The following is a 25,694-nucleotide window of genomic DNA, read 5'->3' on the forward strand; positions in this document are numbered from 1 at the left end:
TGTGGCATCGGCGTTTTCCCTGGATGGTCTGCGCCGCAAACGGACAGCCCGTGCCCGAGCCGTGCGAAGCCGCCTTGCCTACGCGCTTTTAGCGTTTGCAGTCCCGCTGTCTGGTATAGAATCGGCAAAACTCCGCACAATCGCGGACAAAGCAGTTTTTGTATGGAGACATCGGTTCTTATGGCTTCTGGCAAAGGCACGGCGCGTCGGACTAACGGGTCGAGCGCGCAGGCGAAGCGCTCCACCTACGTCGAGGTGTCCAGTTCGATCGAGAACGAGATCCGCAGCGGCGTCTATCCGCCGGGCAGCCGGCTGCCGCCGCAGCGGCAACTGGCGACGGAACTCGGCATCAACGTGTCGACGGTTTCGCGCGCGTACAAGGAATTGCAGTTGCGCGGACTGGTGATCGGCAGCAAGCGGCGCGGCTCGCTCGTGACCGGCGGCGCGATGCCGAGCGTCGAGCCCGCGCAGCCGGCGAGCAACACGGCGATCGATCTGACCGTCAACCGCCCCGCCACGAGCGAATTTCTGAACTGCCTCGCGCGTACGCTCGCGGACCTGCCGCGCGATCCGCGCTATCCGCAATTGCAGGAGTATCAGCCGCCGCAAGGGCCGTCATGGGCGCGCGCCGCGGGCGCGCAGTGGATGGCCGCGCCGGGCTTCGCGCCGGCGCCCGAACATGTGGTCGTGACGAGCGGCGCGCAACACGGTTTGTATGCGGTGCTCAACAGCCTGATCGGCACGGACGGCGTGATCCTCGCCGACCAGCTCACCTACTACGGCCTGAAAGCGCTCGCGCCGGTGTTTCAGTTCGAGATCGTCGGCATTCCCAGCGACCGCGAAGGCTTGCTCACCGACGAAGTGGAGCGCGCCTGCCGGCGCATGCCGGTGAAGGCGATCTTCACCGTGCCGAATCTGCAGAACCCCACCGTGACGACGATGAGCCTCGAACGCCGCATGGCCCTCGCCGACATCGCGCGCCGCCACGGCGTGGCGATCATCGAGGACGACGTCTATGGACCGCTGGTGTCGCAACGTCTGCCGACCATCGCGAGCCTGTGTCCCGAACTGACGTTCCACCTTGCGGCCACTTCGAAGATCCTCGCGCCCGGCCTGCGGCTCGGCTATCTGCTGAGTCCCCCGGACAGCGCCGCGCTGTGCGCGGAAGCCGTGCGCACCACCGCATGGATGCCCGCGCCGATGTCCATGTTGATCGCGTCGATCTGGATCGAGGACGGCACCGCGCGCCGCATCATGGACGCGCAACTCGCCGAGATTCGCGCGCGCCAGGACCTCGCGCGCGAACTGTTGCCGCAGGAGATGCTGCAGACCGATCCCGCCTGCATGTTCGTGTGGCTCAAGTTGCCGCCGCCGTGGCGCGCCGACGATTTCGCGGCGAACGCGAAGGCGCGCGGCGTGGTGGTGATGCCGTCGTCGGCGTTCGCCGTGGACCGCTCGGAGATCGAGCACGGCGTGCGTATCAATCTCGCCTGCGCGACGAGCCGCGATCAACTGGTGAGCGCGTTGCGGCTCTTGACGGGCACGCTCAAGGATCGTCCGCGCGCATTGTTCGGAACGATCTGAAGCAAAAGATTTCCGCGCCGCTGGGGGAATAAAGCGGCAAGGCCACACGTTTGAATAGCCTCGACGATCCATCGGTCGTGACGGAGGTGTGGTCATGAAATCTGTGCTTAAGGTACTGGGCGCCGTCATGGGCGCCGCGGCGTTGACGAGTCTCGTTGCATGCGGGGGAAGTTCCGGCTCGCTCAACGCGCAATCGTTCACGTCCACCGTGCTGGTGTCGGACGGCGCGGTCGCGGCGCCGCATACCGATGCCAATCTGAAGAACGCGTGGGGCATCGCGTTCAATCCAAAAGGTTTCGTGTGGGTGGCGGATAACGCAACCTCGCTCGCGACGCTCTATGACGGCAACGGCGTGCCGCAATCGCTGGTCGTCAGCATTCCGGCCGGCGCGAGCGGTTCGGCGAATCCGACCGGCATCGTGTTCAATGGCACGACGGATTTCATGGTCACGCAGGGCGGCAAATCGGGCGTCGCCGCATTCATCTTTTCCGGCGAAGGCGGCACCATCACCGCATGGGCGCCGGCGGTCGCGCCCACTGCGGCAATCACCGTGTTCGACGACGGCAACGGCGGCGCGGTCTACAAGGGGTTGGCGCTCGCCAGCAACGGCACCGCCAATCTGCTCTACGCCACCGACTTTCACAACAACAAGATCGACGTGTTCGACAAGAACTTCGCGAAAGTCGCGATGCCCGGCAAGTTTCAGGACGCTTTGCTGCCGACGGGTTTCGCGCCGTTCGGCATTCAGGCCATCGGCGCGAAGCTCTTCGTGACCTACGCCAAACAGGACGCGGATGCGCATGACGATGTTCACGGCGCGGGTCTGGGATTCGTCGACATCTTCGATACGTCCGGCAATCTGTTGCAGCGCTTCGCCTCGGCGGGTGCGCTGAACGCGCCGTGGGGCGTCGCGCAAGCGCCGGCGAATTTCGGCCGCTTGAGCGGCGACGTGCTGATCGGCAACTTCGGCGACGGCACGATCAATGCGTTCGATCCCATCACCGGCCAGTCGCTTGGCGCCGTCAAGCTGTCGAATGGAAACGCGTTCGTGCAGGACGGCCTGTGGGGTATCGCGTTCGGCAACGGGCTCAATAATCAGCCGGTCAACACGCTGTTTTTTGCCGCCGGGCCCAATGACGAAGCCAACGGAGTCTATGGACGCATCGATGTGAAGATGTGACGGGCGTCAGCGCATCTAGCTCTTCACGCCGCGCACCGCATAAGCCGACAGCGTGGCGAGGCGCTCGGCGCTGAGCATCCTGACGACCCGCTTCGCCGCGTGACGCATGCGGCCGCGCAGATGCGCGTGACGCATGCGCCGCCAGAAACGGGTCGGCGCGAACTCGACAAAGCGCGCCTCCTTTTCCAGCAGATATTTGCCGCCCGGCAAATGGATGAACGAACAGCAGCAGAACCAGCGAAAGTCCCGATAGTTGTTGCCGGGCCAATGACGCCCGACCGCCTGATAGGCGCCGACCTCGACCACCGTTTGCCCTTCGTCGACGAGCGTATTGAGCGCGGCGGAAATGAATGCCTCATCGCCGTGATGTCTCAGGCGTTCGCTTTCGTCCAGGTAACGCGCGTAACTGGCGCGCGCACGCGGCACCAGCCGACGCAACGATGCGGGCGTCGCGAGCATGAATTCGCCGCCGTACCAGCGCGGATTCGCGAGCCGCCCGTCCGCGACGATTTCCAGATCCGCCACCACGCGTTCGCTGCCGTATGCGGGAAAAACCTGGTCCGAAATATCGTAGACGCCGAGGCCCGCTTCGGCGCATCGCTCGATCAGCGTGTGATCGAGCGGCAGCCACGCGACCATGTCGGCGTCGAGCAACAGCATCATGGTGTCCGCGGGCAGCGCATCGGAGAGTTGATCCATTAGATCGAGCTTGAAATGCGCCGCGTAGAACGGCGTGTTCTTCGGCAACTCGATCGTCGCGGTGAGCTTCGTCACCGCCGGGCGCTTTTCCGGCGGCAGGCTTTCCAGCCGCTTTTCGACCAGTGCCGGCGCGTTCGTCATGATCGTCAGCGTCGGCATGCCCACGCGCCGCAAGCTGTTGTTCAGGCAGATCGCCTGGCTCACATACGAGAGCGGATCGCGATTCGTCGAGTTGGGACCCGGCTTCGCGTCGACATCCACATAAACAAGCGTGCACGGAAAGAGATTCACATTGCTCCTCACCACGCGTGAGAGACGGTACGCATTGTTAGCGCTGCCGTTACTGCTCGCAGGTCGGTTCACATGCGCTTTCGCCAGGCGAGCCCCAAGCCGCGTGACGCGCGCCTTCATGGCGTCATGCACGAACCCGATCGCGATAGCAGGTCTGCGCTATCGTTTCACGTCCTTGCGGCGCGTTTCCGCCAAAACTCAGCGGGACGCAACGCGGCGGCCGACAATGCGTGCTTGCCGATTGTCGTGCGCAATAATTGCGGAGTCGCGATTGCGTGTGAGAGAACAAGTTACCTTGTCGGTTGCCTCGATCGACGCGTGAGCATTTCCGTTGGCGTTCATGAGGTTTTCGAGCGGCTTTCAAGCGGTCTTTCGCCGGAACGGCCTGAAGAACCGGCGAATCTCCGCCGCGAGCAGATCGGGCTTTTCCATTGCGGCGAAGTGTCCGCCGCTCGGCATGTCCGTCCATTGCACGACGTCGAAGGTCCGTTCAAGCCAACTGCGAGGCGGACGGCTGAGTTCCTTCGGAAAACGCGCATAACCGACCGGCGGCACGACGCGCGGCCCGTCGGCGAAACGCATCGGCTGAAGGCGGTTTTCCCAATACAGTTGCATCGACGAACCGATGCTCTGCGTGTACCAGTAGAGCGAGATGTTGGTGAGCAGTTCGTCCTTCGAAAACACCCGCTCGACGTCGCCGCCGCAATCGCTCCAGGCGCGAAACTTTTCCCCGATCCACGCCGCGAGTCCCATCGGCGAATCGATGAGCGACGCGGCCAGCGTCTGCGGCTTCGTGGCGTGCATGTGCGAATAGCCGCCTTCGAGCGCGGCCCATTCGTTTCTCTCGCGCAAGAAATTTTCTTCCGCCGACGTGAGCGGCGTTTGAGCCGCGCCGATCGCGGGCTCGTAGGAACTCGGCAAGAAGTTCAGGTGAATGCCGTCGACCGCCGTCTCATGCCGCGCGGCAAGCGCGACCGACACGCCCGCGCCGAGATCGCCGCCCTGCGCGCCGAAGCGCTCGTACCCGAGGCCGCGCATCAACGACACCCACAGGTCCGCGATCTGGAACGCGGACATGCCAGGCTGCGCCGGCGCCGGCGAGAACGCGAAGCCCGGCAGCGACGGAACCACCACATCGAAGGCATCGCCGGCGTCGCCGCCGAACGCGGCGGGATCGCACAACTGGTCGACGAGTGCGTGGAACTCGAAGAACGAACCCGGCCAGCCATGCGTCACCACTAACGGATAGGGCGCTGCGCCCGCGCCGCGCCGATGGACGAAGTGAACGCGTTGACCGTCGACGTCGGCGAGAAACTGCGGTTGCCGGTTCAAGCCGCGCTCGGCCTCGCGCCAATCGAAACGCTCGGCCCAGTAGCCGGCGAGCTCGCGCAGCCATGCCGGATCGGCGCCCTGCTGCCACGCGGGCGCGGGCGTGACCGGCGACCAGCGCGTCGCGCGGATGCGCTGGCGGAGATCGTCGATGTCAGGCTCGGGTATGGCGATCTGAAACGGTGCGATATGCATGGCGATTTCCTCGGCACAAGGGAATGGGGTGACACGCACGCGGCATGCGCTAACGATGAAAACCGGCAAGTGGACAAAGCCCGGCCTCGAACACGCGAAGCAACTTCGCATCGTACACAATCAGCGCTTTCGCGTTTGGCGTGCCGCGGACCATCCTGTTTGCGGCGCTCGACAGGACCCGTGGCGCATAGTTTGAAGCCCCCTTCAATCTGTGCGATGCTAGCGACGGCCCAGCAATCGTATGAAATAAGAGTGGGTGTGAGGCAGACCAATCCTGTTGTCCATTCCCAGGAGGAGACATGATTGTGTCATCGCAATGGCGCGCCATCCGCGCCGCTCGCACGGCTTTCCAGCCTTCGCCCCTTCCCTCTGCGCCGCGTTCCGGAATGCAAAGCCTGCGGCGAGCAAGCGCCGCTTCCAGCTTCGTCTTTCTGCTCGGTCTCGCCGGCGTCTGCCATGCCGACACCCAGGTCGGCAGCACGCTTCCGCCCGCGCCCAGCACGCTCTACGGCGACCTGTTCGTGGCCGTGCAAACCGCGCAGATCTATCCGGACCAGAAGACCTTCGTCGACGCGACGCCGAACGCCGACCCCGCCACGATCGTGCAACTGTACGAACAGCAAAAGAGCAATCCCGCCTTTTCGCTGGCGAATTTCGTCAACCAGTACTTCACGCCGCCGAGCGAGCCGGTCATCACGCCGCCCGCGAATCAAACGCTGCGCGAACACATCAACTGGTTGTGGCCCGCGCTCACGCGCACCACCACGAGCGCGCCGCCGAACAGCTCGCTGATTCCCTTGCCGAAGCCCTATGTGGTGCCCGGCGGCCGGTTCCGCGAAGGCTACTACTGGGACACCTATTTCACGATGCTCGGGTTACAGGAATCCGGCCACGAGGATCTCGTCGACAACATGCTCGACAACTTCGCCTACGAGATCGATACCTTCGGCCACATTCCGAACGGCAATCGCACCTACTATCTGGACCGCTCGCAGCCGCCGTTTTTCTCGCACATGGTGGCGCTCGCGGCGAAGGTGGAAGGCAACACCGTCTATCAGAAGTACTTGCCCGCGCTGCGCAAGGAATACGCGTACTGGATGCAGGGGGAGACCACGACGCAACCCGGTCAGGCCACCCGCAACGTCGTCGTGATGCCTGATCGCACGGTGCTCAACCGCTACTGGGACGAACTGGATACGCCGCGTGACGAGTCGTATCTCGAAGACATCAAGACCGCGCAACAGGCCAGCGGCCGCAGCCCGAACGAGGTGTACCGCGAGTTGCGCGCGACCGCCGAAAGCGGCTGGGATTTCAGCTCGCGCTGGTTCGGCGACAACATGACGCTCGCGACGGTGCGCACCACGTCGATCATTCCCGTCGATCTGAACAGCCTGATGTTCCACCTCGAGATCACCATCGCCAAAGGCTGCGGTGCGACGCGCGATTTCCGCTGCGTCGGCGAGTTCGCGCAACGCGCGGCAAAACGCGCGCTCGGCATCAACAAGTACCTGTGGAATGCCAACGGCTACTACGGCGACTACGACTGGCAGCTCGCCAGGCCGCGCGACAACAAGACCGCGGCGATGGTGTTTCCGTTGTTCGTCGGCGCGGCCTGGCCGGAGCGCGCGCAAAAGACCGCGCGGCAGGTGCAGTCCACGTTGCTGCAAGCGGGCGGCCTCGTCACGACGACCTATAACACCACGCAGCAGTGGGATGCGCCGAACGGCTGGGCGCCGCTGCATTGGGTCGCTATCGAAGGCTTGAAACGCTATGGCCAGGATGAGCTTGCCCAGCAGATCGGCACGCGTTTTCTCGCTGACGTGAAGGGCGTTTATGCGTCGGAGAAGAAGCTGGTCGAGAAGTACGTGGTCGAAGGCGCGGGAACCGGCGGCGGAGGCGGCGGCGAATATCCGCTACAGGACGGCTTCGGCTGGACCAACGGCGTGACGCTCAAGCTGCTCGATCTGTACAGTCCGGGCGAATGAAGGCGGGCAACGCCGCCTGCCTGGGTTCGCCAAAACTACTGTATAAAATCACAGTACAATGACGTGCACGAGGCGCCCGTCGCCGTCCGAACGGGCGCTCGTTACCGCAACGTTGAAATCATGGCGTCCCAGCAAGACCTCTTCGCACCCGAGCCCGTCTCTCTCGTTCGTGACGGCGAAGGCGGGATTCGTTACCTGCCCGAGTCGATCGCGGCCGCCGTCGCACAACGGTGGTTCGAGGAGGCGTTCCGCAATATCGGCTGGCTGAGCCAGCAGCGCATGATGTACGAGCGCGAAGTCGCGGTGCCGCGTCTGATTGCCACCTTCTCGCGCGACTGCGCGGATTTGCCCGCGCCGTTGAGCGAAGCGTTCGAAGCCGTTCGCGCACTGGTCGGCGCACCGTTCAACCGCGTCGGCCTCAACCTCTATCGCGACGGCAACGACAGCGTCGCGCCGCACGGCGACAAAACGGAAAAGCTCCTGCCCGCGCAGCCGATTGCGATTTTCTCGCTCGGCGCGAGCCGTCGCATGTCGATCCGGCCGAAGGCACGCGGCGGCCGCACAGTGCACGTGGAACTGGAGCCCGGCAGTTGCATCGTGATGAGCTATGCATCGCAATTCACGCATGCGCACAGCATTCCCAAGACGCCAGCCGTGACTGAACCGCGTATCAGTCTTGCGTTTCGCTGCTTCAACGGTTGAGCGCACTGCGCGGTGCGGTTCGGTTGCTGGTGGGTCTTACTCCCTGGCACAGCGCCGTCACGACACATGCGGCCAATCGGCGACGCCAAACAAAAAAAACCCCGGCTGGGGAATCAGTTCCAGCCGGGGCCAACTCTCTCGCTCGCACACCGAAACCGTGCGTGCATCGGCACTGTATCCGCGCCATTGGCACGGATATATAGGCCGCATTGGAAGAGTCTGTTCCAAGGCAACGTTGCAGCCGCCGCCACCGTGCGCGGCTTTCCCGCGCGGAGCGCCACCCGATCGGGACTTACTGGCTCGCCGGGCGTGCCGGCGCGGTGCCGACCGGCGGGGTCACACGCTTTGCCGCGTCGCTGTTACCGGTGCCGCTCGGCGCGGCCGAGTTGCTCATCACGCCGCTGCTGCCCGAACTCATCGTGTCCCTGCTGGTGTTGTCCACGCGTTTGCAACCGCTCGCACCCACCGTCAGCGCGGCGATCGACGCCGCAATCAACGTGCTTCTCAGGATCGAATTCATGACGACTGCCCTCCCCTCCAACTTGTTTTACGCGGCTTCGCGCCACGTCCGGACTTCTGCACGAAGCGCAGCATTGGCCATGCCTGCTTCGCTTGCGAAACAGGCGCGCAGTTGGGTCGAAGATGACAAGACGATGATCGTCAGTCGATGAGCGGCGTCATTCGTTGGTGGGGCTGCCCGGGTCGGTCTTGCCTTTGCGAATGTTCTCTTTCTGGTCGCCCAGGTCTTTCCGGTTTGCGCCGTTCATGATCTGCACGTCGCCCTCGACCTTGCGGTCCTCGTTGCCGGTCACGGCGCCCAACCCCTTGTTGACGAGACCCTTCAATTGTTCGGCGATACCTTTCGATTGATCGCTGCTCATGCGCTAGCTCCTTGTCCGCGATGTCGTTGAAAAAACAGCCCATGCGACGCAGCAACGCCCGTACCCGCCTGTGACCCGACCGTGACCGGGGCGCTCATCTGCTCATCTTCAGGAGGAATGCGCGTTGCTCATTCAACGAGACATGCGCGGGTCCGGGTTGAACGACGCGGCAGTCCGCGCGACGTGCACCGACGGCGAGCCGCGAGGAGGAAGCAATGATTCAAACCGAACTGGAGCAACGCATCGAGGAAATCGAACTGGCGCTGGCGGGCATTTTCGAATCGCCGAAAGCGCCGCGCGTCAGCAGCTACGACGAAGGCGCGCGTCTTTTCATTCAGCTTTCATGGGTGATGGAATCGCATCGCGATACCTCGCTCGATGCGCGTTGCATCGTGACGATCGCGTTCACCAAGCCGCAGATCAGCCGCTATGCCGCGTTGGATACGGCACAGCGCCGAGTGTTTCAGGAGCGTCTGAGCGCATGGGTGCGCGCGGCGTTCAGCGAGCGCCAGAGTCCGCCGGAACTGCAAGGCGATTGCGCGGTGGAACTGGCGGCCCACGATGGATTGTTCGACGTGCCGCCAGCGCCGTCCTCTTATTAACGTGGCTTGGCCGAGCGACACCTGTCGCCGCCAGGTGTCAGTTGAAGTCCCCCGTCTCGAGTTCCACCGACTGTCCGCCGTTCTTCTGGAGCACCTTGCGCGTGGCGTTTTCTATTCGCGCGCGATTCGCCTCGAAGGTGCCGACGAGATCGTGAGCCGAGGTGCCGCCGTTGCCGAAGTGGTCGTTCAGCGCATCCAGTGACACGCTGCACCAGACGTCGGCTCCATCCACATTGGCTTCGAAGGCGACGCGCGCCGCTGCCACCACTTCGCGGCGTCCGGTGAATTCGATCCTCATCATGAACCTCCATTTATCGAAAGAAAGCCTTGCGAATGCAAGCGCTGTGCCAAACCGGCGTTGCTTCCGATGTCGCTTCTGGCGTGGTTTCTGTCGTTGCAAGCCGGCGGTCCCAGGCTCAGCGCGAATTCCTCGCAAGGCGCATACTTCACGTCGGCCGCCCTCGAACGGCCTGCTGTCGTGTCGCGGCGCGCATGCCGATTGTCATGCCGCCCGACGCCCAACATCCTAATACTAACCCTCGCCCCATGTCCCGCAGCCCGCAATCATCGCGCCGCCTCGTCATCGCCGCCGTCATGGCTTCGATGGCGATGGTCGCCATCGAAGCCACCATCGTTTCCACCGCCATGCCGCAGATCGTCGCGCAACTCGGTGACCTGCATCTGTATAGCTGGGTGTTCTCGTCGTTCCTGCTCACGCAGACCGCGATGACCGTGGTGTTCGGCAAACTCGCCGATCTGTACGGACGCAAGCCCATCGTGCTGGCGGGCATCGCGATCTTTCTGCTCGGCTCGGTGCTGGCCGGCTTCGCGTGGTCGATGCCCGCGATGATCGCGTTCCGGCTGATTCAGGGCGTTGGCGCGGGCGCGATCCAGCCGGTCACGCTGACCATCGTCGGCGACCTGTATCCGGCGCGCGAACGCGGCAAGGTGCAAGGCTATCTCGCCAGCGTGTGGGCGATTTCGGCGGTGGTCGGTCCGATGGTGGGCGGCTTCATCATTCACAACATCTCGTGGGCCTGGATCTTCTGGATGAACGTGCCGATCGGGCTTGCGTCCGCGGCGGGTTTCATCGCGTTCCTGCGCGAATCGGAGCGGCATGCGCGGCCGTCGATCGACTTCGGCGGCGCGGCCCTCTTCATGGCGGCGATCGCCGCGCTCATGATGGCGCTGACCTTCGCCGGCGACGACGAGCTTGCCCGGGCCTCGCTGGCGGGCGGCGTCTTCGTATTGTGCGTGTTGCTGTTCGTCTGGCAGGAGCGGCGCGCGGCGGAGCCGATGATTTCCTTCGCGCTCTGGAGCCGCCGCCCGATTGCCGCATGCAACGGCGCGACGCTGCTCTCCGGCATGATCCTGATGGGCGCGACCACCTTCCTGCCGATGTACGTGCAGGGCGTGCTGCATCGCTCGCCGGTGATCGCGGGCCTCTCGCTCACCATGATGATGGTGGGCTGGCCCGTCGGCGCGACGCTCGCGGCCAAGTCGTTTCACCGCATCGGCCTGCGCCGCATTCTGGTCGGCGGCAGCGCGTTCGTGCCGCTCGGCGCGGTCTTGCTGCTGTTTCTGTCGCCTGGCGGCTCGCCGCTCGTCGCGGCATTCGGCTCGCTGGTGATGGGCTTCGGCATGGGCACCTCGAGCGTCGGTTCGCTGGTGCTGATCCAGGAGATCGTTCGCATGGACGAACGCGGCAGCGCGACGGCGTCGAATCTGTTCTCGCGCAATCTCGGCAGCACGCTGGGCGCGACGCTGTTCGGCGCGGTGCTCAACTTCGGCCTCAGTCACGCGAAGGATGCGGTCGCGGTCACCTCGGATCAACTGAAGGCGCTGCTGCAAAATCAGGCGGCGAGCCTCGTCAATAGCGACATGACCCGCATGGTGCTGCACGAGTCGCTGCACCTCACCTTCGTCTCGATCTTCGCGATCTCGATCTTCATGGTCCTGCTGCTGACGCTGGTGCCGGCGATTCACCTCGGCGCGGACCGCAAGATGCCGAACGAAGCGCTGGCGCCGATCGAGGACTGACGCCGCGGCGCATCCGGTGGCCGGTCAGTTTTTCGCGTACAGCGTCGACTCCGCGAAGCCTTCGGCGGCGAGCACCTGGCCCACCAGAATCAGCGCGGTCCGCTCGATATTCGCCGACTGCACCTTGCCGAGAATATCGTCGAGCGTGCCGGTGATTTTTTCCTCGTCGGGCCAGCTTGCGCGGTAGATCACCGCGATCGGACAAGCGCCGCCGTAGTGCGGACGCAATTCATCGACGATGCGCGCGAGATGCCGCACGCCCAGGTGAATCGCCATCGTCGCGCGGTGTTTCGCGAGGTCGGCGAGTTGCTCGCCTTCCGGCATGGTGGTTTTGCTCGCATAGCGCGTGAGGATCAGCGTCTGCGAAATATCGGGCAGCGTGAGTTCGCAACCGAGCGCCGCCGCGCACGCGGCCGTGGCGGTCACGCCCGGCACGATCTCGTAGGGAATGTTCGACTCGCGCAATCTGCGGATCTGCTCGCCGATCGCGCCGTACAGGGACGGGTCGCCGGAATGCACGCGCGCCACGTCGTGGCCCTGGCCGTGTGCGTCCTTGAGCAAGGCGACGATCTGATCGAGGTCGAGCTCGGCGGTGTTGACCACTTGCCGCGCGGCATGGCCCTCAAGCACCGCGGCCGGCACGAGCGAGCCCGCATACAGAATCACCGGGCACGTGCGCACGAGGCGCTGTCCTTTCACCGTGATCAGTTCGGGATCGCCGGGGCCCGCGCCGATAAAAAACACCGTCATTCAACACTCCATGATTCATTGCGGCATGCGATGCATGCGCGGTTCAAACTGCGATTCGCAACGCTTCGAGCAGATCGGCCACGCGTTCGAATTCACGATCCACGGCGGGCAACGGCGGGCGGCGCAGCATGACAACGGGCACACCGCGTTCGCGCGCCGCTTCGAGCTTCGCTTCGGTCGCGCCGCCGCCGCTGTTCTTGCTGACCACCACGTCGAACGCTTCGGCGGCGAACAACGCGCGCTCGCCTTCGAGCGTGAAGGGTCCGCGCGTCGCCAGAATTCGCGCCCGCGCATTGCCTTCGTGCGGATCGAGACAGCGCACGGTCCAGAACTGATGCGCCGGAATGTCGTCGAGATGCGCGAGCGGTTCGCGTCCCAATGTAAATAGCGGACGCTCGAACGCAGCAAGCGCCGCCGTAAGCTCGGCCCAATCGCCGACCCTGCGCCAATCGTCGCCGGCTTGCGGCTGCCAGCCCTCGCGGCGCAGCGCCCAGCACGGCACGCGCGCCGCGCGGCTCGCCGTGACGGCGTTCGCGCTGATTTGCGCGGCGTAGGGATGCGTCGCGTCGATCACGAGCGCGATGCGTTGCGCCTCGATATAGCGCGCCATCCCTTCGCTGCCGCCGAAGCCGCCCACGCGCACCGTACACGCGAGATCGTCGGGCACCTTGCCGAGACCCGCGAGACTGTACACGTGCTCACGGCCGAGTTGCCGCGCAATCCGCAACGCGTCGCCGGTGCCGCCGAGCAGCAGGACACGCGTCATTGCGCGGCTCCGATCAGATTGCCCTGGCGGTCGATCGCGAACATTTCGACGTTGACCTGCGGCGGCACGATAGCGCGCGCCACTTCAAGCGCATGCCGGCAGACGATGTCGCCGAGCGGCACGTTTTGCGCCCGCGCCAATGCGACCGCCTGCTGGCTCGTATTGGCCGCGCGAATCGCCGCCTGCAACGCGTCGTCGGCGCCGTCTTCGGCGGCCCAAACGGCGAGCCGTTCCAGATCGATGCTCGAATTGCGGCTATGCAGATCGAGATGCCCCGCCGCGAGTTTGCTGAGCTTGCCGAAGCCGCCGCATACGCTCAACCGCTCGACCGGCGCGCGCTTCATATGCTTGAGCACCGCGCCGACGAAGTCGCCCATCTCGATCAGCGCGATATCCGGCAGGCCGTAATGCGCGCGCATCGCGTCCTCGCTCGCGTTGCCGGTGCAGGCGGCGAGATGCGTGTAGCCGTTCGCGCGCGCGACGTCGATGCCCTGATGGATCGACGCGATATAGGCCGAGCACGAGAACGGCCGCACGATGCCGGTGGTGCCGAGAATCGACAGGCCGCCGAGTATGCCCAGGCGCGGGTTCATCGTCTTGAGCGCAAGCGCCTCGCCGCCTTCGACGCCGATCGTCACCTCGAAGCCGCCTGCGTAGTCGTGCTCCGCAGCGAGGTCGGTGAGATGGTCGGTCATCATCTTGCGCGGCACCGGGTTGATCGCGGGCTCGCCGACCGGCAGCGTCAGTCCCGCGCGCGTCACCGTGCCGACGCCGGGCCCCGCGCGAAAAATCACACCCGGTTCGGTCAGCAGCCGCACGCGGGCGAACACGATCGCGCCGTGCGTCACGTCGGGATCGTCGCCGGCATCTTTCACGGTGCCGGCTTCCGCGCCGCCCGCGCCGTCAGCGATGAAGCGGCAGTACACCAGCGGCATCGGCACATGCTGGCCTTTCGGCAAGACGATTTCCGCAACCTCGCTGACGACGCCCGCGAGCAGCAGACGCGCCGCCGCGAGCGACGTCGCGGTGGCGCAACTGCCGGTCGTATAGCCGCTACGCAGCGGCGCGGGTTGTTCGGGCGTTTCTTCGCGCATTACGGTTGTCGCCGTGATTCGGATGACGTCGCGATGGCGGCCGTATCGGTTTCACGCGCGGCCTTCGTCACGTCCAGCAACGTGATCGGCAACGCCTGGCGCCACGTATCGAAGCCGCCGAGCGGTTGCGCGTCGGCCAGCGCGATGCGTGTGAGCGTGCCGCCATGTTGCTCGCGCCAGGCCGCGAGCGCCGCCTCGCCTTGCAAGGTGACCGCGTTGGCGACCAGCCGGCCGCCGTCGCGCAGACGCGCCCAGCACGTGTCCAGCACGCCCGCCGCCGTCGCGCCGCCGCCGATGAACACGGCGTCCGGCGCCGGCAGCCCTTGCAGCGCTTCGGGTGCGCGCCCGGCCACGAGTTGCAGACCCGGCACGCCCAGCGCGTCGCGATTGTGCTCGATGAAACGCTGCCGCTCCGCGTGCCCTTCAATCGCGATCGCGCGGCAGGTCGGATGCGCGCGCATCCATTCGATGCCGATCGAGCCGCTGCCCGCGCCCACGTCCCACAGCAATTCGCCGGGCGTCGGCGCGAGGCGCGCCAGTGTGATCGCGCGCACGTCGCGCTTGGTCAACTGGCCGTCGTGGCGGAAAGCGTCGTCGGGTAGGCCGCAGGTCAGCGGCAGACGCGGCGCGCCTTCGGTCGCTCGGCATTCGAGCGCGATCAGGTTCAACGCGGCGACATCGGGAGCGGACCACTGATCGGCGCGGCCGTCGATGCGACGTTCCAGCTCGCCGCCCAGATGTTCCAGCACGATCATGCGGGTCGCGCCGAAGCCGCGCGCGTTGAGCAGTTCGGCCAACGCCGCGGGCGTGCGCCCATCGGCGCTCAACACGAAGACGCGCGCGCCGTCGTGCAAATGCGCGTTCAGCGTGGGCAGCGGCCGGCCCACCAGCGAAACGGTCGCGACCTCCTGCAACGGCCAGCCGAGCCGCGCCGCCGCCAGCGACAGCGACGACGGCGCGGGCAGCACCCGCAACTCGCCGGCCGGCAACTGCCGCGCGAGCGTCGCGCCGACGCCGAACAGCATCGGATCGCCGCTCGCCAGCACGCATACGGAAGCGCCGCGCTCGGCCAGCAACGGCGCGAGATCGAACGGCCGCGGCCATGCCGCGCGGCGCGCGGCGAGGCGCGCGGGCAGCATCGCCAGATGACGCTCGCCGCCGTAAATCACCGACGCCTCCAGCAACGCACGCCGCGCGGGCCGTCCCAAACCGGCGAAGCCGTCATCGCCCATGCCCACCACCGTCAGCCACGCAGGCATGCATCCATCCTCATTCTGTGTCTTCAAATCATGCGCTGTGCCACGCCGGTCAAAGCGTCCAGCCTCGTTGTGCTGTCCGAAAAAAGGCATAATACAGCCGCCGGTGCCCTTCGGGGCCGAAGAGGGAACACAGTGCCACTGTGGCTGCCCCCGCAACTGTATGCAGCGAGTCCGTTTGCGCTCCGCGCCACTGGTTTCACCGGGAAGGCAGCGGCGGACCATGACCTGCCAGCCAGGAGACCTGCCGGCGAGACTGTTCGTGCCAGCCTGCATCGGGCGGGGTGTACCGATGCCGCAGCAATGCCCGCCTCACGGCTTGCTCGGGCTTTCGCGCGACGCTAAACCCGGTGTCCGTCTTGAATCAAGCTTCGCCCTCCACCGTTTTGCCCGACGCGGCCCCAGCGCCACGGCCCTCGGCGTGTCCGGGGCTGCTGCGCATCGTCGCCGCGTGCGACGGCGGCATCTGCCGGATCAAGCTGCCTGGCGGCGAGCTGAGCGCCGCGCAGGCCGCGGCGATTGCCGAGGCGAGCGCGCGGCATGCGGCCGGCGTGATCGAGTTGACCAATCGCGCGAACTTGCAGGTGCGCGGCGTGCGTGGCCGCGAGGCAGCGGCGTTGAGCGCGGCGTTGGTGGCGGCGGGGCTTGGGCCCGATGGAGCGGCGCCAGACGCGGCGGCTGGTTCGGATGCGATGGCGAAGCGCGCCGCGCCGGCTTCCAACTCGCTCCGCGCGGCGGCCGCCGACGACGTGCGCAACGTGATGATCAGCCCCGCCGCCGGGCGCGATCCGTTCGCGCTGTTCGACACCAGGCCGCTGTGCGCCGAACTGCTGGCGCTGCTGCAAGGCGAAGCGCGCTTCGCGGCGTTGTCGCCGAAATTCGCGCTGCTGGTGGATGGCGGCGAGCGCCTGGCAAGGCTCGATCATCCGCATGACGTGTGGCTCGCGGCGTCGCAAGTTCGTGACGGTGTGCGGTTCGTGTTCGGTCTTGCCGGTTGCCCGCCAGCGGTGGCGTTACCGCAAAACCCGGCTGCCGGTTGCGATGACTCGACACAAGCTCGTCGCGTGGACGACGCAGGCGCATTAGCCGCCGTGTCGTCATCGCAAGTCCCTGCGCTTGTCCGCGCGCTGCTGCACTCGTTTCTCGACCTCGCCGCCGCCGACGCCACGCGCATGCGTCACCTGCTCGCCGCGCGTTCCGTCGACGCCGTATTGCAGCGCGCGCAAACGTATGTCGATTTCCCGCTGTCACGCGACGCGTCGCTCGCGTCCTGGCATCGCGCGACACCGGCCGATGCCGCGCGTCGGCTCGGCGCGCACGCCCAACGCACGACGGAGACCTGGCACGTAGGCGGCCAGCCGCCGCTAGGCCGCCTCGACGCCGCCACCCTGCATGCCCTCGCCGCGCTCGCACGACAGCAAGGCAACGGCACGCTGCACGTCACGCCGTGGCAAAGCGTGCTGCTGACCGACATCGCGGCGCACGCCGTGCCAGCCGTGCTGACCGCACTGAACACGCTGGGCCTCGCCTGCGATGCCACGCAAGCCATCACGCGTCTGATCGCCTGCGCGGGCTCGCCAGGCTGCGCGAAAAGCCTCGCCGACACCAAGGCCGACGCACTGCGGCTCGCCGCGCGCTTGCCCGAGAACGTCGAGGTCCATCTGAGCGGCTGCCCGCGCTCGTGCGCCGCCGCGCATCGTGCGCCGTACACACTGCTGGCTGTGTCGCCCGGCACTTACGACCTTTATCGACGCGACGACGGCCACTCGGATTTCGGCCAGTGCGTCGCGCGCCAACTGACGATCGACCAGGCCGCCGACCTGCTCGACCACCTGGCCCGGAGCCCATAGATGCTTGATTACATTCGCGACGGTCAGGAGATCTATCGCCAATCCTTCGCGACGATCCGCGCGGAAGCCGATTTATCGCGCATCCCCGCGGACCTGGAAAAACTCGCGGTGCGCGTGATTCACGCGTGCGGCATGGTGGATATCGTCGACGCCCTGCAATTTTCCGCAGGCGCGGGCACCGCGGGCCGCACGGCGCTCGCGCAAGGCGCGCCGATTCTCTGCGATGCCGGCATGGTCGCGCAAGGCATCACGCGCGCGCGGCTGCCCGCGAACAACGAAGTGATCTGCACGCTCACCCACGACGACGTACCGGCGCTCGCTCGCGAACTCGGCAACACGCGCTCGGCCGCCGCGCTCGAATTGTGGCGTCCGCGACTCGCGGGCAGCGTCGTCGTGATCGGCAATGCGCCGACCGCGCTCTTTCATTTGCTCGACATGCTCGATGCCGGCGCGCCGAAGCCCGCGCTGATTCTCGGTTTTCCGGTGGGCTTCGTCGGCGCGGCCGAATCGAAGGCGCTGCTCGCGGACGACAGCCGCGGCGTGCCCTACGTGGTGGTGCACGGCAGACGCGGCGGCAGCGCGATGGCCGCCGCCGCCGTGAACGCGCTCGCGACGGAGGTCGAATAAATGACCGTGCAAGGACGTTTGTTCGGACTCGGCGTCGGCCCCGGCGACCCTGAACTCATCACGCTGAAGGCGCTGCGTCTGCTGAAAGCGGCGCCCGTGGTCGCGTATTTCGTCGCGAAGGGTAAGAAAGGCAACGCGTTCAGCATCATCGAAGCGCATTTGCACGACGCGCAGCAGCATCTGCCGCTCGTGTATCCGGTCACCACCGAAGCGCTCGAACCGCCGCTCTCGTATGAAGCGATCATCGCCGACTTCTACGACACGGCGGCGGAGATCGTCGCCGGTCATCTCGATGCGGGCCGCGACGTGGCCGTGATTTGCGAGGGCGATCCGTTTTTCTACGGCTCCTATATGTATTTGCACGACCGGCTCGCGGCGCGCTACGAGAGCGAAGTCGTGCCCGGCGTGTGCTCGATGCTCGGCGGCGCCGCCGTGCTCGGCGCGCCGCTCGTCTATCGCAACCAGAGCCTCTCCGTGCTCTCGGGCGTGCTGCCCGAGGACGAATTGCGCCGCCGTCTCGCCGATGCCGACGCCGCCGTCGTGATGAAACTCGGCCGCAATTTCGACAAGGTGCGGCGCGTGCTGGGCGAACTCGGTCTCGCGCGGCGCGCGCTTTACGTCGAGCGTGCGACGATGGGCAATCAGCGCATCGTGCCGCTCGCGGAAGTCGATCCGATGGCGTCGCCGTATTTCTCGCTGCTCGTCGTGCCGGGGGAAAAATGGCAAGGATGACGCCACCCGCGATCGTGATTCTCGGCGCGGGCGCGTTGACGACCGCGCGGCGCATTCAAGCTTTGTACGCGGATAGCCAGGTGCATGGGTTGCAGGGACGCGTCGCGGCCGATGTCTCGTACAGCGAACTCGGCGCGCATCTGCGCGAGTTGTATGCGCGCGGCACGCCGGTCGTCGCGTTGTGCGCGGCGGGCATCGTGATTCGTTGCGTCGCGCCGTTGCTCGCGAACAAGGGCGCGGAGCCGCCGGTGCTGGCCGTCGCGGAGGACGGCAGCGCGGTCGTGCCCTTGCTCGGCGGTCTCGCCGGCGTCAACGTGATGGCGCGCGTGATTGCCGCCGCGTTGGCCGTGTCGCCGGCGATCACGACGAGCGGCGAATTGCGCTTCGGCACCTGCGTGCTCAATCCGCCCGAAGGCTATGCGCTCGCCGATCTCGGCCAAGGCAAACGCTTTGTGTCCGATCTGCTGGCCGGCGAGAGCACGCGGATCGAAGGCGAAGCGCCGTGGCTCGACGGTGCGCAGTTGCCGCGCTCGGCATCGGCGCGTCTCGCGATTCGCGTGACGCCGCGAGCGTGGAGCGGACGTGATGACGAACTGGTGATTCATCCGCGCAGTGTGGTGGTGGCGGTGTCGGGTGCGGGTGCGAAGATCGAAGCGCGCGTGCATGAGGCGCTGGATGCGCAGGGTCTTGCGGTGCTTTCTCTCGCGGCGTTGCTGGCTTCGTCTGAACACATGGCGGACCAGGCGCTCGCTCAGGCCGCCGCCAGTCTGAACGTGCCGCTGCGTTTCACTCAAACGCATCCCGAAGACGGCGAGCGGCCCAGCAACCTGCTGCATGCCGCGCTGCGCATTCCCTACGAAACGCTGCATGACGACGCGACTAGCGGCGTCGCGCTCGCAGTGGCGCCGTTGGCGATCGATCCCGACACGATCGGCCGCGCACGCGGCCGTCTGACGGTGATCGGCCTCGGCCCCGGCAGCGCCGATCTGATGGCGCCCGCCGCGCGCGCGGCGCTGAACGAAGCGACCGATATTCTCGGCTACGACACCTACGTGAAAATGGCCGGCCCGTTGCGCGCGGATCAGCGCGTGCATGGCACCGACAACCGCGAGGAAATGCAACGCGCGCGTCACGCGTTCGAACTGGCGAGCATGGGACGCTCGGTGGTGATGGTGTCGTCGGGCGATCCGGGCGTGTTCGCGATGGCCGCCGCGGTGCTCGAAGCGCTCGACGCCGAGCGGAACACGCAGTGGCACGCGGTCGAACTGTCGATCGTGCCGGGCGTGTCGGCGGCGATGGCCACCGCCGCGCAAGCCGGCGCGCCGCTGGGTCACGACTTCTGCATGCTGTCGCTGTCCGACAATCTGAAGCCGTGGACGATCATCGAAAAGCGTCTAAGGCACGCGGCCGAAGCCGATCTGGTGATGGCGTTCTATAACCCGATCTCGCGCGCGCGTCCGTGGCAACTGGATAAGGCGCTGGACATCGTGAGGGAATATCGCGCCGTGACCACCAAGGTGGTGCTTGGCCGCGATATCGGCAGGCCGGGCGGCATGCTGCGCACGATCGCGCTCGGCGAACTGCGCTCGTCCGACGTGGATATGCGGACGATGGTGATCGTGGGCTCATCGACCACGCGGGGCTTCGCCAAAAACGCCGAAGGCGGCGAATGGATTTATACCCCGCGCTGGTACGAGTGAATCGATCCAGATAACGGGTGGGGCGGCCTATGCCGCCGCCTTCAGATCGTCGATCGCCCGCTGCCTCACGCCCAGGTCGTCCCACAACTCGGGATGGCAGGTGAACACGAGGATCTGATGGCGCGTCGCCGCGTCGATCAGCGCGCGCTTGATGGCGTCGCGCCGCGCGGCATCGGTATGCACGGCGGCGTCGTCCAGCATGAGCAAGGTCGGCCGGCCCGATGCCTTGAGCAGATCCGCATACGCGAGCCGCGTCAGAATGCCGAGCTGTTCGCGCGTGCCGAAGCTCAGCGCGTCGAGCGTATCCGCGCGGCCATAACGGTCCAGTGTCGCGGGACTCAGATCGTCGCCGAGCGCGATGGTCGATTGCGGAAAAATTCGCCGCAGATAATGCCCGAGCCGCTCGGTCAACGGCGCACGCAGTTGCGCCACCGCCGCGTCGCGTTCGTCGACCAGCACTTCGTCGAGCAGGCTCAACGCGCTGGCCCGCAAGCTGAGTTCGTCCTTGCGGCGCGTGGCCTGTTCGACGCGCGCCCGCACCGCCGCGAGACGCTCGCCGAGGCCGGAGGCGCCGACCGTCTCCAGTTGACTGCGCAATTGCGCGATCCGCACTTGCCGCTCATGCTGCTCGCCGCGCGCGAGTTCCGCCGACGCGCGATAGCGCTTCGCCTCGGCAGCCGGATCGTCGAGGCGCGCGGCTTCGAGTTCGCGCTCGCGTCCCTCGCGCTGTTTCGTCAACGCGTCGACCTGCACGCGCTGCTCGATCATTTTCGTCTGCCATTGCGCACGGTTTCGGCGGAACGCTTCGTCGTTCAACTGCGCTTCCTTGCGCTGCAATTGAGCGGCGAGCGATTCGGTCGTGGCTGTCGCGGTCGATCGTTTTTCCGCCGACTGCGCCAGCAGTTTTCTGGCCGCTTCCCATGCATCGCGCGCGATCTCGGCGTTGCGGCGCGCTTCGTCGAGCGGCGGCGCGGCGGACACATCGGGCAACAACGCCAGCCGTTCATTCGACGCCTGCCAGCGCGCGCTAGTGGAAGCCAACGCCGCACGCAGCGCGTCGATGCCCTGCGGCGCGTGCACTTCGAGAATCTTCGCCTGGCTTTTCTGTTGCGCGACGAGCGCCTTCCACTGTTCATGGCGGGCTTCGGCCTCACCGAGCGATGCCACGCCCAGCGCCTGCAACAACTGCGCATGACCGGCTTCGAGCGAGGCAAGCTCGGATAACCGCGCCGGCAAATCGGAGACGCCCGGAATCACGCGCAATTCACCGAGCGCGCCGAGGCCGATCAGCTTTTCCTCGTCCAGACGCAACACGCCCGCGCCGCTCACCTGGGCTTCGCCAACCGTGATCGCGCCGTTCAGCCGGTATTCGATGCGCGTCATCGCCGCTTCGGTGCGCGCACGCAGCACCGTCAATTCGGCATCGAGCGATTGAAGCCGCTTCAGTTTCGCCGCGTCGATTTCGAGCGAAGCCGCGGCGCGCGCGGCTTCGAGAACGGCGTCGTTCGCCTTGCCCGCGTCGGCGATCGCGGCTTCGAGCCGCTCGCTTTCGGCGCGATGCAGGCCGATCTGGCTGCGCAAGTCCGCCGCGCTCACGGCCGCGTTCGCCAGTTCGAGCGCGCGGTTGGCATCGGCGAAGGCTTGCTCGAATCGCGCGACGCTCGCCGCGGCTCGATCATGCTCGGTTTGAACGGCGGACACGTTGGCTCGCGCCGCATCGAGTTGCTGCCGCTCGCGAGCGACGGCCGCTTCCAGTTCGGCCGCGCCGTGCTCCTGTTGCAACGAAAGCGCCAGTTCCGCTTCGCTCACTTGCAGCGACTGTGCGAGTTGCTGAACGCTTCGTTCGAGTTCCGCCGCGGCGTCGGCGCGCTGTTGCGCCTGCGCGGCTTTCTGTTCGTGAAGCTCCCAGGGCCGCTTGCGTTGCGTGTCGTCGAACGCTTCCTGCAGCGCGGCGAGGCGCGCGATGTTCTCCTCGAACTGCTCGCGCTGCTGTTCCAGCTCGTCGCGCTGGACAAGCAGCGCGGCCAGGGCCTGTTCGGCTTCGGCAAGCGGCCCGGTGGACTTCTGCGTGCGGGCCGTGAGCAGTTGCCGAAGTTCGCGCTGCACGGCGGCGATCAACGCGTCCTCGCCCGCCGACTCCCGGCTGCCCGACAGTTGCGAGAGCGCGTCGCGCAGATACTGCGCCGCGTGCCCGGTGGAATCGCGCATGTCCTGTGTGCCGCCCTGCTGCACCCACAGCAAACCGGGAACGCCGGCGTTCTCGGCTTTCAGCGGCCCGCGCGCGGCACGCGAAAAACCGAGCAATGCCGCGAGCTTGTCCTCGGCTTCGTCCTCGCTGAACACGGACTGGCCGATCCGCAACTCGCAGCGCTGCCGCGAGACGAACTGCTTCGACAGCTTGCAGCTCGTGCCGTCCAGATCGAAAGTCACTTCGACCGACGGCTGCCCGCTCGCCTTGCCCCACGGCAACAGATCCTTCAGATGCGAGGCCTTGTAGCGTTCGAGAAACACGGCGCGCACCGCTTCGGCGATCGTGCTCTTGCCGGCCTCGTTCGGTCCGGTGAACAGATTGAGCCCCGGCTGCAAATCGTCGACCACAAGCCGGCCGGTGAACTGCTTGAACTCCTGGATCGCAATGCTTTCGAGCTTCATGCGGACCTCGCTTCGCGCGGCAGTTCACGTTGAATGCGCGCCAACAGCAACAACGCCTCGGCCGCGCGCGCGACCTCTCGCGGGTCCGACTGCGGGTCCTCCTGCAAGCCACGCAGACGCGCCACCACCTTCGCGAGATAGCCGCTCTGCGCGCCGAGTTCGGCGAGGTCGTCGGCGGTGGGCAGCACTTGCAGGCCGCTCAGATCGACGCGCAGCGCGCGCACTCGCGCGCGGGCTTCCTCCACCGCGACGTGCAGCGCCTCGGCATCGGCCAGCGCGGCCGTGCCGCTTACCGCGAGACGCAGCACGTCGTTGCCGTTCAACGCCGCGAGGCGCGCCTTGAGCGAATCCACGTCGGTCGGCACGGCCATCGTTTCGTCCCAGCGATGCCATTGATATTTGCCGACCCGCACCGGCTCGACCCGCGGCGACGCGCCAGGCTCGCGCAACGTGACGTCGAGCATGAAGCCGGGATCGTTGCCGCGAAAACGGTCCTGTTCGTGCGTGCCGGCGTACCAGATGCGCTCGTCCACCCGCAGGTGGCCGTGCCAGTCGCCGAGCGCGAGATAGTCGAGCCGCGCGCTCGCCGCACGCGTGGGCGCGATCGGATTCGACGAATCGATGCCCTCCTGCAGGATGCCGCTCACGCTGCCGTGCGCGAGCCCGACGCGGTGATAGCCCGGCGGCGTCTCGGCGGCGTCGAAGAAAGCGGTGGTGTCGTCGTAGGTGATGCGTTGCGTGAGCGGCGCGCAGAGCAATGCAGAGCGGCACTCGTCGAGCAGCACCACGCCGGGTTCGAGCACGAGCCGCACGTTCGGCGCGACGCAGTTCAGCCGCTGCGCGCGGGTCCACACGCTTTCGACCAGCGCGGCGTCATGATTGCCCGGCAGCATGATCCACGGTCCCGAGAACGCTTGCAATGCGCCGAACAGGCGGCGGATCACCGTGTCCGACACCGTTTGCAGGTCGAAGACGTCGCCCGCCACCAGCACGGCGTCGACCTTGCGTGCGGCCGCTTCGTCGGCGATGCGGCGCACGGTTTCGAAGCGCGCCTCCGCCAGATGCGCGGCCTCGTCCGGCTCGAACTGGCCGAATTGCGTGCCGATCTGCCAGTCCGCGGTGTGCAGAAACCTGATCACTGTGCCTCCATTCCGTTCAATTGCAGCGTCGCCTGGTCTTGCGTGGCCTTGCGTGGCCTTGCCTGGCGTTGTGGCGTCGGCGCGGGTTCGACCGGTGGGCGCTCATCGCGTGCATCGTGTCTTTCGCGCCTGGCCGAACCGCCCGCTCCAGCACTCCAGCCGCAGATGTTACCGCGCCGACGCGGCAAAGATAGCCCCACGTGGATGGCGCATTGCCCGAACAGCGGCGCTACACTCGCGGTTCCGAACGCGCGCGTCGATTGCTGCGCCGTATTTCAATCGAATGGAACCCGCCGCACCGCTGCCGATGAACAAGGAAATCGAACTCAAGAAGGCCAAGCGCACACCCTTGCTGCTGTTGCTGGCGGCCGCCTGCGTCTTCGTGGTCACCGCCTTCATGCCGCGCGGCGTGTGGGTCGACGGCATCAAGGCGGTGGCGGAAGCCGCGATGGTCGGCGCGCTCGCGGACTGGTTCGCGGTGGTCGCGCTGTTTCGCCGCGTGCCGATTCCGATCGTCTCCGCGCACACGGCGATCATTCCGAGGAACAAGCACAAGATCGCCGACAACCTCGCGGTCTTCGTGCAGGACAAGTTCCTGGACGTGCCCTCGCTGGTCGGTCTGATCCAGAAGCACGACCCGGCGCGAAGCATTACCGGCTGGCTGACGCAGCCGGCCAACACCGCGCGGCTCGGCGACTACGTCGTCAAGCTCACCGGCGGCATTCTGGATTTGACCGACGACGTGCGCATCCAGGTCTTCATCAAGGACGCCTTGCGCGGCGTGCTGGCCAAGGTCGATCTGTCGCAATCGATGGGCGCGATTCTCGACACGCTCACGAAGGACGGCCGTCATCAGGAATTGCTCGACGCCGGCATCGAACAGGTGCTCGCGTTGCTGCGCGAAGAGCAGGCGCGCGCGTTTATCGCCGACCGCATCGTCGACTGGGTGAAGAGCGAATACCCGAAGATGGAAAAGATCCTGCCCTCCGCATGGCTCGGCGAGAAAGGCGCCGAAGCGATCGCCAACGCGGTGAACCGGATGCTCGAACAGATCAGCGAAAACCCCACGCATGAGCTGCGTCAAAAGTTCGATGACGCCGCGCATAAGCTGATCGCCAAACTCAAAACCGATCCGGCGTTCCTGCAAAAAGGCGAGGAACTGAAGCGCTATCTGCTGGAAGGCGACGCGCTCGGCACCTATGTGAAGGACATGTGGGGCGAATTGCGCGCCTGGCTCAAGCGCGATCTGCAAAGCCCCGACTCGGCCTTGCACGCGAAAGTGATGGCGATGGGCCAATGGGTGGGCCGCGAGCTCGCGCATGATCCCACGCTGCGTCAATCGCTGAACGATCACCTGGAGGACGCGGCGCGCGGCATGGCGCCGGATTTCGCGCAGTTCCTGACGCGCCACATCAGCGATACCGTGAAGAACTGGGACGCGCGCGAGATGTCGCGGCAAGTCGAGCTGAACATCGGCAAGGACTTGCAATACATCCGCATCAACGGGACGATCGTCGGCGGCTTTATCGGGCTCGTGCTGTATGCGAGTTCGCAACTGTTCGAGTTGCTGCGCGTGCATGCGGGATGAGTGCGTGAAGCGTCGCGCGCTGCTTCTATAAGCCTTGAGACGATCAAAGCGC

At 66.1% G+C, this 25,694-nt stretch carries 22 protein-coding genes and 1 riboswitch; of the genes, 12 read left to right on the plus strand and 10 right to left on the minus strand.

Going from position 1 to position 25,694, the window contains the following annotated elements; genetic code table 11:
• Positions 1-180: 180 nt before the first annotated feature.
• Both ACOCG7_RS08075 and ACOCG7_RS08080 read left to right on the plus strand, forming a co-directional pair.
• Positions 181-1,584 carry a PLP-dependent aminotransferase family protein gene (locus ACOCG7_RS08075; protein WP_083082443.1) on the plus strand — a complete coding sequence of 468 codons (1,404 nt, stop codon included), beginning with the start codon at positions 181-183 and terminating at the stop codon, positions 1,582-1,584.
• 94 nt (positions 1,585-1,678) lie between these two features.
• Positions 1,679-2,764, plus strand: coding sequence for a TIGR03118 family protein (locus ACOCG7_RS08080; RefSeq protein WP_421375047.1), 1,086 nt, complete (start codon positions 1,679-1,681; stop codon positions 2,762-2,764).
• 15 nt (positions 2,765-2,779) lie between these two features.
• Here the strand turns inward: ACOCG7_RS08080 and ACOCG7_RS08085 are convergent, their stop codons facing one another.
• Together ACOCG7_RS08085 and ACOCG7_RS08090 are read right to left on the minus strand one after the other, a co-directional pair.
• Positions 2,780-3,754, minus strand: coding sequence for a hypothetical protein (locus ACOCG7_RS08085; protein ID WP_421375049.1), 975 nt, complete (start codon positions 3,752-3,754; stop codon positions 2,780-2,782).
• Positions 3,755-4,114: 360 nt separating this feature from the next.
• Positions 4,115-5,278, minus strand: a complete 1,164-nt coding sequence (locus tag ACOCG7_RS08090; protein WP_421375051.1) for an epoxide hydrolase family protein — start codon at positions 5,276-5,278, stop codon at positions 4,115-4,117.
• Between the two features lie 386 nt (positions 5,279-5,664).
• On the opposite strand from ACOCG7_RS08090, the gene treA reads away from it, so the two are divergent.
• The 3 genes from treA (at position 5,665) to ACOCG7_RS08105 (ending at position 8,636) form a co-directional block, all read left to right on the plus strand.
• Positions 5,665-7,263, plus strand: a complete 1,599-nt coding sequence (treA, locus tag ACOCG7_RS08095; protein WP_421375053.1) for an alpha,alpha-trehalase TreA — start codon at positions 5,665-5,667, stop codon at positions 7,261-7,263.
• 120 nt (positions 7,264-7,383) lie between these two features.
• A complete protein-coding gene (locus tag ACOCG7_RS08100) occupies positions 7,384-7,965 on the plus strand; it encodes an alpha-ketoglutarate-dependent dioxygenase AlkB family protein (RefSeq protein ID WP_421375055.1) in 582 nt (193 codons plus the stop codon).
• Positions 7,966-8,285: 320 nt separating this feature from the next.
• Positions 8,286-8,636, plus strand: a complete 351-nt coding sequence (locus tag ACOCG7_RS08105) for a hypothetical protein (protein ID WP_347143106.1) — start codon at positions 8,286-8,288, stop codon at positions 8,634-8,636.
• A gap of 6 nt (positions 8,637-8,642) precedes the next feature.
• On the opposite strand, the gene ACOCG7_RS08110 is transcribed toward ACOCG7_RS08105, so the two are convergent.
• Positions 8,643-8,846 (minus strand): CsbD family protein, encoded by a 204-nt coding sequence (locus tag ACOCG7_RS08110; protein ID WP_421375058.1) that lies wholly within the window; start codon positions 8,844-8,846, stop codon positions 8,643-8,645.
• A 215-nt stretch (positions 8,847-9,061) separates the two neighbouring features.
• Between ACOCG7_RS08110 and ACOCG7_RS08115 the strand changes: the two genes are divergently transcribed.
• A complete protein-coding gene (locus ACOCG7_RS08115) occupies positions 9,062-9,448 on the plus strand; it encodes a DUF3022 domain-containing protein (RefSeq protein ID WP_073429920.1) in 387 nt (128 codons plus the stop codon).
• Between the two features lie 37 nt (positions 9,449-9,485).
• On the opposite strand, the gene ACOCG7_RS08120 is transcribed toward ACOCG7_RS08115, so the two are convergent.
• Positions 9,486-9,746: a DUF1488 domain-containing protein gene (locus ACOCG7_RS08120; RefSeq protein WP_073429921.1), complete on the minus strand. Its 261-nt coding sequence runs from the start codon at positions 9,744-9,746 to the stop codon at positions 9,486-9,488.
• 248 nt (positions 9,747-9,994) lie between these two features.
• Here ACOCG7_RS08120 and ACOCG7_RS08125 point away from each other — a divergent pair, with 248 nt between their 5' ends.
• Entirely contained in the window at positions 9,995-11,488 is a 1,494-nt protein-coding gene (locus tag ACOCG7_RS08125) for an MDR family MFS transporter (RefSeq protein WP_310120759.1), read from the plus strand.
• A gap of 24 nt (positions 11,489-11,512) precedes the next feature.
• Here ACOCG7_RS08125 and cobM read toward each other — a convergent pair whose 3' ends face one another.
• From cobM to cbiE, 4 genes are read right to left on the minus strand one after another with little or no spacing between them, the layout of a single operon-like run.
• Positions 11,513-12,238: a precorrin-4 C(11)-methyltransferase gene (gene cobM / locus ACOCG7_RS08130; RefSeq protein ID WP_421375061.1), complete on the minus strand. Its 726-nt coding sequence runs from the start codon at positions 12,236-12,238 to the stop codon at positions 11,513-11,515.
• A gap of 43 nt (positions 12,239-12,281) precedes the next feature.
• Complete coding sequence (locus ACOCG7_RS08135) at positions 12,282-13,004, minus strand: cobalt-precorrin-6A reductase (protein WP_073429924.1); 723 nt, start codon at positions 13,002-13,004, stop codon at positions 12,282-12,284.
• Entirely contained in the window at positions 13,001-14,098 is a 1,098-nt protein-coding gene (locus ACOCG7_RS08140) for a cobalt-precorrin-5B (C(1))-methyltransferase (RefSeq protein ID WP_421375063.1), read from the minus strand. The genes ACOCG7_RS08135 and ACOCG7_RS08140 overlap by 4 nt, the downstream gene beginning before the upstream one ends.
• Positions 14,098-15,357: a precorrin-6y C5,15-methyltransferase (decarboxylating) subunit CbiE gene (cbiE, locus tag ACOCG7_RS08145; RefSeq protein WP_421375065.1), complete on the minus strand. Its 1,260-nt coding sequence runs from the start codon at positions 15,355-15,357 to the stop codon at positions 14,098-14,100. Before cbiE ends, ACOCG7_RS08140 begins: the two co-directional genes overlap by 1 nt.
• 84 nt (positions 15,358-15,441) lie before the next feature.
• A riboswitch (cobalamin riboswitch) is annotated at positions 15,442-15,621 on the plus strand.
• Positions 15,622-15,704: 83 nt separating this feature from the next.
• Between cbiE and cobG the strand changes: the two genes are divergently transcribed.
• Genes cobG through cobJ form a run of 4 tightly spaced genes read left to right on the plus strand, consistent with a single transcriptional unit; the run spans position 15,705 to position 20,263 of the window.
• A complete protein-coding gene (gene cobG / locus ACOCG7_RS08150) occupies positions 15,705-17,204 on the plus strand; it encodes a precorrin-3B synthase (protein WP_421375067.1) in 1,500 nt (499 codons plus the stop codon).
• A complete protein-coding gene (locus ACOCG7_RS08155; RefSeq protein ID WP_073429927.1) occupies positions 17,205-17,831 on the plus strand; it encodes a precorrin-8X methylmutase in 627 nt (208 codons plus the stop codon).
• Positions 17,832-18,563: a precorrin-2 C(20)-methyltransferase gene (locus tag ACOCG7_RS08160; RefSeq protein ID WP_073429928.1), complete on the plus strand. Its 732-nt coding sequence runs from the start codon at positions 17,832-17,834 to the stop codon at positions 18,561-18,563.
• On the plus strand, positions 18,560-20,263 hold the full coding sequence (cobJ, locus tag ACOCG7_RS08165; RefSeq protein WP_421375070.1) for a precorrin-3B C(17)-methyltransferase: 1,704 nt from the start codon (positions 18,560-18,562) through the stop codon (positions 20,261-20,263). The genes ACOCG7_RS08160 and cobJ overlap by 4 nt, the downstream gene beginning before the upstream one ends.
• A gap of 27 nt (positions 20,264-20,290) precedes the next feature.
• On the opposite strand, the gene ACOCG7_RS08170 is transcribed toward cobJ, so the two are convergent.
• On the minus strand, positions 20,291-22,915 hold the full coding sequence (locus ACOCG7_RS08170) for an AAA family ATPase (RefSeq protein WP_421375072.1): 2,625 nt from the start codon (positions 22,913-22,915) through the stop codon (positions 20,291-20,293).
• Entirely contained in the window at positions 22,912-24,054 is a 1,143-nt protein-coding gene (locus tag ACOCG7_RS08175; RefSeq protein WP_421375074.1) for a metallophosphoesterase family protein, read from the minus strand. Before ACOCG7_RS08175 ends, ACOCG7_RS08170 begins: the two co-directional genes overlap by 4 nt.
• A gap of 307 nt (positions 24,055-24,361) precedes the next feature.
• On the opposite strand from ACOCG7_RS08175, the gene ACOCG7_RS08180 reads away from it, so the two are divergent.
• Positions 24,362-25,642 carry a DUF445 domain-containing protein gene (locus ACOCG7_RS08180; protein ID WP_073430012.1) on the plus strand — a complete coding sequence of 427 codons (1,281 nt, stop codon included), beginning with the start codon at positions 24,362-24,364 and terminating at the stop codon, positions 25,640-25,642.
• Positions 25,643-25,694: the final 52 nt, after the last annotated feature.

Origin of the sequence: Paraburkholderia sp. DD10, assembly GCF_049177125.1 — a bacterium.
Taxonomy (GTDB): Bacteria; Pseudomonadota; Gammaproteobacteria; order Burkholderiales; family Burkholderiaceae; genus Paraburkholderia; species Paraburkholderia terricola.